This is a genomic window from Micromonospora rosaria (assembly GCF_001567585.1).
GTDB lineage: Bacteria > Actinomycetota > Actinomycetes > Mycobacteriales > Micromonosporaceae > Micromonospora > Micromonospora rosaria.
In genome coordinates, this window is sequence record NZ_LRQV01000183.1 from 1 (window position 1) to 10907 (window position 10907).

The window sequence follows — 10907 nt, forward strand, 5'->3', positions numbered from 1 at the left end:
CCGTCCTACCGAATGCCAGGTCCCGCCATGCCGCACACCCGTCACCGTCCCGCGCCCGCCGGTCCGTCCGGCGGCCCCGTCACCCCCGCCCCGGACCCCGGCCGGCGCAGCGGTGGCGGCCCCGGCGAGGGCTGGGCCGGCTGGGGTACCGGACTGGTGGCGGGAGCGTCGGCCGTGGCCGTCCTGGTGCTGGCCCTGCGGGCCGGTGGCGCCCTGGCGGCGGTGATCCCCGGCCTGCCCGACCCCGGCCCGGCCACCACCTGGGCGCTGCCGGTGGCCCGGTTGCTCGCCGACGGGCTCGCCACGCTGACCGTGGGCATGGCGGTGACCGCCGCGTTCCTGCTGCCCGGCGACCGGGGCAGCGTCTCCCCGCACGGCTGGCTGCTGCTGCGTCGGGCGAGCGCGACGGCGTTCGGCTGGGCCACCGCCGCCGGCGCGCTGCTCGTGCTGACCGTCTCGGACCTGCTCGGGGTACCCCTCGGCCGGATCGGCGGGGCGACGGTCGTCAGCTTCGCCACCTCGATCGCGCAGGGGCAGGCGCTGCTGGTGCAGGCGGGACTGGCGCTGACCGTGGCGGTGGTGGCCCGCGCCGGGGTGTCCCGGGGCCTGGCCGCCGTGGTGGCGGCGCTCGCCCTGGTCGGGGTGGTGCCGCCCGCGTTCACCGGACACGCCGCCGGGGCGGGCAACCACCAGGTCGCGGTGACCAGCCTCGCCCTGCACGTGCTCGGGGCCGCCGTGTGGGTCGGCGGGCTGGCCGCGCTGCTGGTGATCCGGCGCAGTCGGCACCTGGCCGACGCCGCCGCCCGGTACAGCCGGCTCGCGCTGGCCTGCTTCGTGGCCGTCACGGTCAGCGGGCTGACCAACGCCGCGGTCCGCCTCGGCGCGGTCGAGGAACTGTGGCGGTCCCGGTACGGGTGGCTGCTGCTCGGCAAGGTGGCCGCCCTGGTCGTGGTGGGGGTGCTCGGCGCCGTGCACCGGATGCGGACCCTGCCGGCGCTGCGCGCGGGCCGGGGCCGGTCCTTCGGCCGGCTGGCCGCCGGTGAGCTGGTCGTCTTCGCCGCCACCGTCGGGCTGTCGGTGGCACTGTCGCGCAGCCCCACCCCGGCCGGCGAGCCCGCCGACGCCGATCCCCGCACCGAGCTGCTCGGTTTCCCGATGCCGGGCCCGCCCACCGCGGCGAACCTGCTCGGCCAGCCCCTGCCCGACATGGTCCTGCTCACCGTCGCCGTGGCCGGGATCGGCGGCTACCTGGCCGGGGTCCGCCGGCTGCGCCGGGCCGGACATCCCTGGTCGCCGGCCCGGACCGCCAGGTGGCTCGCCGGGATGCTGCTGCTGGTCGCCGTCACGAACCTGGGCGTGGCCCGGTACGCGACCGTGCTGTTCAGCGTGCACATGGTGCAGCACATGGTGCTGTCCATGCTGGTGCCGATCCTGCTCGTCGGCGGCGCCCCGGTCACCCTGGCGCTGCGCGCGCTGCGCCGCCCCGCCGACCCGCAGGTCCGGGGAGCCCGGGAGTGGTTGCTGCTGGTGCTGCACAGCCGGGTCGCCCGGCTGCTCACCCACCCGGTCGTGGCGCTGGTCGTCTACTCGGGCAGCCTGTTCGGCCTGTACTTCAGCGACCTGCTCGGCACCCTGATGCGCTCGCACCTGGGGCACCTGGCCATGACCGGTCACGTCGTGCTCGCCGGGTACCTGCTGTTCTGGGTGCTGATCGGCGTGGATCCGGGCCGGCCGAGGGTGCCGCACCCGATCCTGGTGCTCGTCCACCTCGCGGCGATGATGGCGCACGGCTTCTTCGGTCTCGTCCTGATGCAGAGCACCACGCTGATCGCCCCCGACTGGTACCTGGCCGTCAACCCCGACTGGGCGGCCGACCCGCTCGACGACCAGCGGCTCGGCGCCGGCATCGCCTGGGCGTTCGGGGAGGTTCCCGCCGTCGTCGTCATGGTGCTGCTGGTCCGGCAGTGGGTCCGCGCGGACCGCCGGGAGCAGGCCCGGCTCGACCGGGCGGCCGACCGGGCCGAGGCCACCGGTGAGACCGACGACCTGGCCCGGCTCAACGCCTCCTTCGCGGCGGCGGCCCGCGCCCGCGCACCGCGGCGGGACCCCGACGACCGCTGACCGCGGTCCGGTCGCCCGGTCGAGGACCTCCCCGCGCGATGGAACTTTGTCGATCGCTGACGCGACCTATGGTGGGCGGGCTCTCGGGCGCGACCGGCGACCGCTCCACCCGGGAGGCCGGACGGCCGGGTGGCGGTCCGGCCCGGCGGGCCCGCCCACCGTGGACCGCGCCCTGCCAGGAGAGAGGACAGCCGATGAGCTCTGGACCACACCGGGCCGGCCTGGTGGCCGGGGAGGCGCCGACACTCCGGCCGGTTCCGGCGACGGCTCCCGGGGCGGGTGGTGCCCCGGCGGACCGTCCCCTGCTGCCGATGGTCCTGGCCCTGGCCCTGGTGCTGGTCGCCTCGGTCCTGCTGGGTATCGCCCTCGGGCCGACGAGTGTGCCGCTGCCGGACACGGTCCGCTACCTGGGCGCGGCGCTGACCGGGGGGTCGATCCGGGCCGACGAGGTGACCGCGTACTCGATCGTGTGGGACGTCCGGGCGCCCCGGGTGCTGCTGGCGGTGGTGGTGGGCGGCGGCCTGAGCATGGTCGGCACGGCCACCCAGGCGATGGTCCGCAACGCCCTGGCCGACCCGTACGTGCTGGGCATCTCGTCCGGGGCGTCGGTCGGCGCGTGCCTGGTGGCGGTGTTCGGGATGTTCGCCGCGCTGGGTGTCTACGCCCTGTCGGTGGCGGCCTTCGGCGGGGCGCTCGCCGCGGCGACGCTGGTCTTCGTGGCGGCCCGCAGCGCCGCCGGCCTCACGCCGCTGCGGCTGGTGCTGACCGGCATCGCCATGGCGTACGCCTTCCAGGCGGTGACCAGCCTGCTGGTGTTCCTCTCCCCGCGCGGTGACGCCGCCCGGACCATCCTGTACTGGACGCTGGGTGGTCTGGGCACCGCGAACTGGACCTCGCTGCCGGTGGCGACCGGGGTGACGGCGGTGGCCTTCGTGCTGCTCTGGCGCAGCAGCCGGTCGCTGGACGTGCTCTCGATGGGCGACGAGACCTCGGCCAGCCTCGGTGTCGACAGCACCGCGTTCCGGCGGCGGCTGTTCGTCCTGACCGCCGCGGTGACCGGGGTGCTGGTGGCGGTCAGCGGGGTGATCGGCTTCGTGGGGCTGATCATGCCGCACCTGGTCCGGATGCTGGTGGGCTCCGGCCACCGGCGGGTCCTGGTCGTCGCGCCCCTGGTGGGGGGCGTCTTCCTGGTCTGGGTGGACCTGCTCTGCCGGGTGATCGTCGCCCCGCTGGAACTGCCGATCGGGGTGGTCACCGCCCTGGTGGGGGTGCCCGTCTTCATCACCCTGATGCGGCGTCGCGGCTACCTGTTCGGAGGACGCTGATGGAGCTCGTACTCGACGACCTGACTGTCACGGTCGACGGCCGGGACCTGGTGGCGGCGCTGGGCCTGCGGGTCGGCCACGACGAGGTGGTGGGGTTGGTGGGGCCGAACGGCAGCGGCAAGTCCACCACCCTGCGCTGCGTGTACCGGGCCCTGACCCCCACCGTGGGCCGGGTCCTGCTCGACGGCGAGGACCTGCACGGGATGCCGCGACGGCGGGCCGCCCGCCGGGTGGCCGCGCTGACCCAGGAGCAACGGGCCGAACTCGACTTCACCGTCTTCGAGGTGGTCGCCATGGGCCGGGCGCCGCACCGCCGCGACCACCAGCAGGTGACCGGCGCGGAGCGGGAGCTGTGCCAGCAGGCCCTGGACCGGCTCGACGTGGCGCACCTGGCGCACCGCAGTGTGCTCACCCTCTCCGGCGGGGAACGCCAGCGGGTCCTCATCGCCCGGGCGCTGGTGCAGCAGCCCCGGGTCCTCGTCCTGGACGAGCCCACCAACCACCTCGACATCCGCCACCAGCTCGCCCTGCTGGGCCTGCTCCGGCGGGCCGGGCTGACCACGCTCGTGGCGCTGCACGACCTGAACCTCGCCGCCTCGGTCTGCGACCGGATCGCCGTGCTGGACCAGGGTCGCCTGGTCGCGGTCGGGCCGCCGACGCAGGTGCTCACCCCCGACCTGGTACGCGCCGTCTTCGGGGTGGCGGCCGTGGTGGTCACGCATCCGCGCACCGGGGCGACCCAGTTGCTGTACGACATGCCGGGCGGGTGAGCCGCCCGGTGCGGTCCGGGGCACCGCCGGACCGCACCCGGTCACTTGCCGACGGACCGCAGGTACGCGGCGAGCTTCTCGGCCGAGGTGGCGACCCGGGGTCCCGCCATCACGTCGGCGAACTCCAGGCGGAAGATCCGTCCCTCCCGGACGGCGGTGACGTTGCGCATCGACGGGGTGTTCATCAGGGCCTTCTTCTTCTCCTCGTACGGCACGCCGTAGTCGACGATCACGATCACCTCGGGGTCGGCGGCGACCACGGTCTCCCAGCCGACGCTGTCCCAGGTCCGGGTGATGTCCTCGGTGACGTTGCGACCGCCGGCCTGTTCGACGATCGCGGTGGCGATGCTGGCCGCCCCGGCCACGTAGGGCTTGTCCTCGTAGACGTCGGAGACCAGGACCCGGGCCGGGGTGGCGGGTTTCCCGGCGGAGGCCGCGGCGAGCCGCCGTTGCAGGTCGGCGATCGTCTGCTCGGCGCGGTCGGCGACGTCGAAGATCCGGCCGAGGTTGCGGTAGTCGGTGTAGACGCCGTCGACCGGGTCCATCGCGCCGGCCGAGTCGGCGGTGTTGGCGCAGGTCTCGGTGAGGACGTAGCTGGCCACGCCGTGGGTGGCGAGGATCGCCGGGGTGATCCCCCGGGACTCGACGAAACCCTGGTTGTTGCCGGCGAAGACCCAGTCGGCCTTGGCGTTGAGCACGATCTCCAGGCTGATCCGGCTGTCGCCGAGGCGGTCGACCCGGTCGAAGTCGGCCCGGTAGGCGGAGGTCTCGATGCCGCCGTAGACCTTGTTGGCCACCCAGCCCCGGGTGCGGGGGGCCAGCCCCAGCGAGAACATCATCTCCGACATGCCGACGTCGTAGACGACGGCATGTTCGGGCACCTTGTCGTAGGTCACCTCCCGGCCGCAGTTGACCACGGTGACCTGTCGGGGCGCGGGGGCGCCGTCCGGGATGGCCACCGGTTCGACGGTGGCGCCGCAGCCGGCGGAGGCCACGGCCACGACGGTGATGCCGAGCGCGGCGCGGAGCCGCGCGGTCGATGGTCGTCTCATCTGGTTCTTCTCGTTCCCCTCGGTCAGGACGCCGGTCGGGCGGGCTTCTCGTACACGGTGACGTGGGTGCCGGTGCCGAGGTAGGGCTCGTGGCGCCAGCCGCCCCACCGGTGCCGGCGGTCGAGCCCGGCCAGCCGGGCCATCAGGTCGAGTTCGGACGGCCAGGCGTACCGCATGGCGACCGGGGCCAGCCGGATGCCGTCGTTGCTGATCAGGATGTGCTGGCCGGCGAACCGCTGTTCGACGGGGTCGTGGCGGACGGCGACCAGGCGGACGTGGTCGAGGTCGACCCGGTGCGCGTCGACGCTCTGCTGGCGCTGGTAGCGGGCCAGGTCCGGCACGAGGCACTCCAGCACGAACCGGCCGCCGGGCAGCAGCCGCCGGGCCACGTTGGCGAAGCAGCGCACCTGGTCCTCCTGGCTCATCAGGAAGAAAAAGGTGGTGAAGACCACGAAGATCATCGCGAAGTCGTCGTCGGTGCCCGGGTCGACGTCGACCATGTCGCCGATCGTGACGGGGATCGTCGCGCCGCCGGGTTTGGCGCGCAGCCGCTGCACCATCTCCTCGGAGGCGTCGATGCCGCGCAGGTCGACGCCGCGGGCGGCGAGGGGGATGGTGACCCGGCCGGTGCCGACGGCGAGTTCGAGGACGGGTCCGGCCGGGCCCTGGTCGATCAGGTCGGCCAGGCGGTGCACGGCGTCGGTCGGGTCGAGGTCGGCGTGCCACTCGTCGTAGACGTCGGCGTTGAGCCGGCCGTAGGTGTCCGGTCCGTGGGTGTTCACGCGGTGGCTCCTGTCGTCGGTGCGTCCAGCGGTCGGAGGTCGTGGCCGACGGTGCCGGCGGCGGCCAGCGAGTGGTACAGGCCCAGTTCGGCGGTGGGCCCCTCGGCCAGCACCAGGGCGGTACAGCCACGCTGGTCGGCGAGGTGGACGATCGGGTCCCCGACCCGGGCGGTGGGGAAGAACTCGGGGTGGCCGGGGAAGAGCGCGAGCCGTTCGGTCCCCCGCCAGCCGGCGAGCCGGCCGGGGACGGGCGGGTGCAGGAAGGTCATCCCGAAGCCCCGGCGCGGGGTCACCGGGGTGTCCAGCAGCCGGGGGCGACGGCCGAGGGCGGTGTCCACGACGGCGGTGTACACGTTGGTCTCCAGGCTGCGGCACATCATCTCGCCGATGACCGCCCCGGCGATACGGCCGTTGACCTCCACCACCTCGGGACCGTCGGGGGTCCGGGCGAACTCGGTGTGGGCGACGCCGGCGCGGAACCCGACGGTGGCCAGGACCGCGCCGATCCAGCTCCGGAGGTGGTCGAGTTCGGCGGCGGGGAGCGCGACCGGGAAGGCGACGGCCTCCTCCCGGCGGACCGGTTCCGGGGTGTGGACGTGCACGGCCACCCCGAGCAGCGTCGTGCGGCCCTGCCAGGTCACCGTCTCGGCGCTGTAGACCGGCCCGGGAAAGTACGGCTCGGCCACCAGGTGCCGGCCGAGCAGGGTGGCGGCCGGGACCTCCCGGGCGGCCCGGTCGCGTTCGGTGTCGTCGCGGATCAGCCAGACGCCCCGGGACGAGGTGCCGGCCGCGTCCTTGACGATCGCCGGGTAGCCGACGGCGGCGACCGCGTCGGTGAGGGCCCGCGCCGTCGGCGGCACCCGGATCGCGGCGGCGCGGCTCAGCCCCGCCCGGTGCAGCCGGGTCCGGACCTCGACCTTGTCCCGCAGGGTACGGGCGGTGTCGAGGCCGAGAGTGGGTAGGCCGAAGCGGTCGGCCAGCTCGGCTCCGGTCAGCATCCAGGTGTCGGTGGAGTTGACCAGTGCGGCGAGGTCGTCGAGGCGGTCGAGGGCCTCGGCGCAGGCCCGGACGTCGGTGGTGTCGACGTCGACCACCGTCAGGTCGTGCGGGGCGAGACGGTCGAGTTCCCAGGCGTACCACGAGCGGTCGCGGGTGAGCAGGCAGAGCCGGTGACCGGCCTCGGCGGCGGCGTCGCGCAGCCGGGCCAGCCCGAAGGTCAGGGACTCGACCAGCGCGATGGTCACGGCGTCGCCTCCGCCTCCGGCCGCCCGGCCCGGGTGGCCTCGACGACCAGCCGGGTGGCCCGGTGGTCGTACGGTTCACCGGCGAGGCCGCCGAAACAGCGGATCCCGGTGAAGCCGGCGGCGGCCAGCATGGCGCGGACCTCGGCGGCGCTGTAGACGAACTGTTCGAAGTGGCCGTGGCGGGCGGTGTCGCCGCGCACCAGGGTCCAGTCGCTGCGGAAGCGGGTCCAGTCGTCGAGGATGGTGTCCCGCATGAACAGGGTGCCGCCGTCGACGTCGACCACCTTCGGGGTGCCGGCCCAGCGGGCGAAGACCTCCTTGCTGAACAGGTCCAGCAGCAGGCGACCGCCCGGCACCAGGCTCCGCCGGACGTTGTGCAGCACGAGCTGGTTCTGCGCCGGGTCGGTGAAGTAGCCGAACGAGGTGTACATGCTGACCACCAGGTCGTAGGTGTCGGGTTCGACGAAGCTGCGCATGTCGGCGCGGACCAGCCGGACCGTCGCCCCGGCGGCCTCGGCCGCCACCCGGGCCCGCTCCAGCAGCACCGCGCTGAGGTCCACCCCGGTCACCCGGGCGCCGCCGGTGGCCAGCGGCACGAGATAGGTGCCGGGCCCGCAGCCCAGGTCCAGCACGGTGGCCCCCGCCGGCAGGCGCAGCAGCGGGGACGTGCGGACCCACCGGCACGCCTCCGCCTGCCGCCCGGGGCTGAACAGCGCCCCCGCGAAGTCCACCCAGAACGTGTCGTCCTCGTACCACTTCACCGGCAGCTCCGATTCGTCCGACGGCTGTCGCCCTACAGGTCGGGCGGGGGCGTGGAGAAGTTCCCCGGTCGCGGTCGGAGAATCGTCGACACCGTGCCGCCACGAACAGCGTCCAGGCCACTCGACCGATCGACGCAGGTCTTAGCGTCTCCGGTGGCGTCGCGGCGGGACACGGGGAACCAGGGCCATCGAACAGGCGACCAATCCGTCGAACGAGGAGAGCGGCGACGCGCACCCGCGAGACGGACCCGCGACCAGCCGGACCGGGAAACGCCCTTCCGGCCCACCATCGAATCGACCAGCGACTATGCGAAAAGGGCACCGGGTCGGGTTCCCGCCGTACCGGGGCCGCCGCCCGGCACCACGGCCAGCACCCACCCCGACCGTATCGAGGAGCGACCCGCCATGCCCTCCAGGGACCCGTCGACGAGCCCGCCGCTGCACTCCCACGTCACCGACGCGCTCAAGGCACCCAGCCTCATCCGGCTGTCGGACAACCTGGTCCTCGCCCGTTTCGAGACGCTGAAGATCTACGCCGCGCTGGGGGCGGTACGGTCCCTGGTGGAGGCGGGCACCGTCCGCCCCGGGGACACCCTCGTGGACAGTTCCAGCGGCATCTACGCCCTCGCGCTGGCCATGGTCTGCCACCGGTACGGGCTGCGCTGCCACATCGTGGCCTCGACGACGGTGACGCCGACCATCCGCTCGCAGTTGGAGATCCTCGGCGCCACCGTGGACCAGATGCCGGCCGAGCAGGACCTGCGCCTCGACCAGCACCGGCGGGTGGCCCGGGTCCAGGAGTTGCTGCGGCGCAACCCGGGGATGCACTGGATGCGCCAGTACCACGACCCGGTGCACCGGCTGGGGTACGCGGAGATGGCGGCGCTGGTGCGCGCGGCGCTGCCCGGCGCGCCCCTGGCCGTGGTGGCCAGCGTCGGCACCGGCGCGTCGAGCGCCGGCCTGATCGGGCCGATCCGGCAGGACGACCCCTCGGCCCGGCTGGTCGGGGTCCAGCCGTTCGGCAGCGTGAGCTTCGGCAGTGACCGGTTCCAGGACCCGGAGGCGATCATCGCCGGGATCGGCAGCGCCATCCCCTTCGACAACGTCCGGCACGAACTGTACGACCAGGTGCACTGGCTGACCTTCCGGTACGCCATGGCCGGCACCGTGGCGCTGATGCGCCGGCACGCGGTCTTCGCCGGGCTGTCCACCGGAGCGGCGTACCTGGTCGGGTGCTGGGAGGCCGGGCGGCACCCGGAGCGGGTGCACCTCGTGGTCGGCGCCGACACCGGGCACCGGTACGTCGAGAAGGTCTTCGCCCGGCACCGCGACGCCCCGGACCCGGCGGGGCTGGCGCCCGTCGAGATCGCCTCCCTGCACACGCTCTCCCCGCCCTGGTCCAGCATGTCGTGGCAGCGGCGCGGTTTCCCGCTCCCGGACCCGCCCACCGGGCAGCCGGCCGGGCCGCCGCCGACGGCTGGCGCACCGGTGACCGGGTAGGGGCGGCGGCCCGCCCGACCGGTTCACCCCCGGCGGGTGACGGAGGCCGCCGCCCGGCCGGGGCGGCCCGGGTCAGGTCGTGGCCCGCCCGGCGCGCAGCCGCCGCCCCCACAGATACACCAGCGGCGGAAGCAGGACGCACTGCGCGGCCACGACCAGCCAGAACACCGGCAGCTGCGCGGTGTCCTCGAAGAACCCGTAGACGGTGCCGCCGAGCACCCCGCTGAGGAAGGAGCCGGCCCCCACCGCCAGTCGCTGCTGGCCGAAGACCACGGTCGCCGACCGCCGGGAACCGGCCAGCGCCTCCAGGTCGTTCTTGAGGAACAGCACCGCGCTGCCGACGCTGATCGCGGCGACCCCGGCCGCCACGGCGACGCCGGTGCCGCCGGCGAAGGCGACCATGCCCGCGCCGAGGCAGCCGAACCCGACCGCCATGGCCCTCGGGTAGCTGGCCGCCGCGACCCGCCGCGCCACCAGGGGCTGCACGAGCACCAGACCGAGGGAGTACCCCATCATGGCCGCGCCGTAGAGCAGGGTGGCGACGCGGCCCTGCGCGTAGCTGGACAGGTACTGGTAGAACTGCATGTGCACGTAGAAGGAGAGCGCGGTCACCAGGAACGGCAGCACCGCGAGGCCGTGCAGCATCCGCCGGAACGGCTCCACCGGCGGGGCGTCCCCGGTGCGCTGTTCCCGGGGCAGGAACAGGTGGCCGACCGCGACACTGACGTAGACCACCGTGACGACGGTGAACATCGTGGCCGGGTGCCGGACGAGCAGTGCCCCCACCACCGGCCCGAGGGCGATGCCGAGGTTCCCGGCGGCGTTGCCGGCGGAGACCAGCCGGGGTCGGTGCTCCGGCCCCGCCCCGTGCACCAGGTAGCTGCGGTACGCCGGGGAGTACAGCGACCCGCCCGCCGAGACGAGCAGCAGGCCCGCCACGGTGAGCGCCGGGCTCCCCGCCCCCGCGAGGAAGGCGACGCCACCGAGGCTGTACAGGGCCAGGGCGCCGACCAGGGACCGTTTCAGCCCGATCCGTTCGGCCAGGGCCGCGGTCAGCGGCGCGCTGGCGAACTGCACCAGGGTCGCCGCGCCGAGCACCACCCCGACCTGCGCCATGCCCACGCCCAGCCGCTCGCGCAGCAGGACCGCCAGGTACGGGTAGACCGAGAACGAGCCGACGTTGACCAGGAGCCCGCCTGCCAGCACGGCGAGCTGGGGGCCGGTGAACCGGGGCACGCGGCGGGCCCGCCGGCGCAGGCGGGCGACCGGGCTCGGCCGGGGTGGGACCGGTGCCGCCACCATCAGCGGCTGGTCGCGGGGGCGCGGGGGGTCGGGGGGTGGGGCAGGACCCC

General features: G+C 74.5%; 9 protein-coding genes. 4 read left to right on the top strand and 5 right to left on the bottom strand.

Annotation, left to right across the window (positions count from 1 at the left end; genetic code table 11):
* Positions 1–27 precede the first annotated feature (27 nt).
* The 3 genes from AWW66_RS29290 to AWW66_RS29300 all read left to right on the top strand — a co-directional run bounded on the left by AWW66_RS29290 (position 28) and on the right by AWW66_RS29300 (position 4216).
* Positions 28–2121, top strand: coding sequence for a bifunctional copper resistance protein CopD/cytochrome c oxidase assembly protein (locus tag AWW66_RS29290; protein WP_083979140.1), 2094 nt, complete (start codon positions 28–30; stop codon positions 2119–2121).
* A gap of 194 nt (positions 2122–2315) precedes the next feature.
* Positions 2316–3446 carry a FecCD family ABC transporter permease gene (locus AWW66_RS29295; protein WP_169807193.1) on the top strand — a complete coding sequence of 377 codons (1131 nt, stop codon included), beginning with the start codon at positions 2316–2318 and terminating at the stop codon, positions 3444–3446.
* Complete coding sequence (locus AWW66_RS29300; RefSeq protein ID WP_067373148.1) at positions 3446–4216, top strand: ABC transporter ATP-binding protein; 771 nt, start codon at positions 3446–3448, stop codon at positions 4214–4216. The genes AWW66_RS29295 and AWW66_RS29300 overlap by 1 nt, the downstream gene beginning before the upstream one ends.
* A gap of 41 nt (positions 4217–4257) precedes the next feature.
* Here AWW66_RS29300 and AWW66_RS29305 read toward each other — a convergent pair whose 3' ends face one another.
* Genes AWW66_RS29305 through AWW66_RS29320 form a run of 4 tightly spaced genes read right to left on the bottom strand, consistent with a single transcriptional unit; the run spans position 4258 to position 8055 of the window.
* A complete protein-coding gene (locus tag AWW66_RS29305; protein ID WP_067373151.1) occupies positions 4258–5268 on the bottom strand; it encodes an ABC transporter substrate-binding protein in 1011 nt (336 codons plus the stop codon).
* 23 nt (positions 5269–5291) lie between these two features.
* Complete coding sequence (locus AWW66_RS29310; protein ID WP_067373154.1) at positions 5292–6050, bottom strand: class I SAM-dependent DNA methyltransferase; 759 nt, start codon at positions 6048–6050, stop codon at positions 5292–5294.
* Positions 6047–7294 carry an ATP-grasp domain-containing protein gene (locus AWW66_RS29315; RefSeq protein WP_067373157.1) on the bottom strand — a complete coding sequence of 416 codons (1248 nt, stop codon included), beginning with the start codon at positions 7292–7294 and terminating at the stop codon, positions 6047–6049. Before AWW66_RS29315 ends, AWW66_RS29310 begins: the two co-directional genes overlap by 4 nt.
* Positions 7291–8055: a class I SAM-dependent methyltransferase gene (locus AWW66_RS29320; protein WP_067373160.1), complete on the bottom strand. Its 765-nt coding sequence runs from the start codon at positions 8053–8055 to the stop codon at positions 7291–7293. The genes AWW66_RS29315 and AWW66_RS29320 overlap by 4 nt, the downstream gene beginning before the upstream one ends.
* A gap of 405 nt (positions 8056–8460) precedes the next feature.
* Between AWW66_RS29320 and AWW66_RS29325 the strand changes: the two genes are divergently transcribed.
* Positions 8461–9555 carry a pyridoxal-phosphate dependent enzyme gene (locus AWW66_RS29325; protein WP_067373163.1) on the top strand — a complete coding sequence of 365 codons (1095 nt, stop codon included), beginning with the start codon at positions 8461–8463 and terminating at the stop codon, positions 9553–9555.
* Between the two features lie 72 nt (positions 9556–9627).
* Here AWW66_RS29325 and AWW66_RS29330 read toward each other — a convergent pair.
* The coding region (locus AWW66_RS29330) for an MFS transporter (RefSeq protein ID WP_211272143.1) at positions 9628–10907 on the bottom strand (1280 nt) is incomplete at its 5' end.

Bases quoted from the DNA above. Each gene is read 5' to 3' on its own strand.
- AWW66_RS29290 (WP_083979140.1), top strand. From the start codon at position 28: ATGCCGCACACCCGTCACCGTCCCGCGCCCGCCGGTCCGTCCGGCGGC.
- AWW66_RS29295 (WP_169807193.1), top strand. From the start codon at position 2,316: ATGAGCTCTGGACCACACCGGGCCGGCCTGGTGGCCGGGGAGGCGCCG.
- AWW66_RS29300 (WP_067373148.1), top strand. From the start codon at position 3,446: ATGGAGCTCGTACTCGACGACCTGACTGTCACGGTCGACGGCCGGGAC.
- AWW66_RS29305 (WP_067373151.1), bottom strand. From the start codon at position 5,268: ATGAGACGACCATCGACCGCGCGGCTCCGCGCCGCGCTCGGCATCACC.
- AWW66_RS29325 (WP_067373163.1), top strand. From the start codon at position 8,461: ATGCCCTCCAGGGACCCGTCGACGAGCCCGCCGCTGCACTCCCACGTC.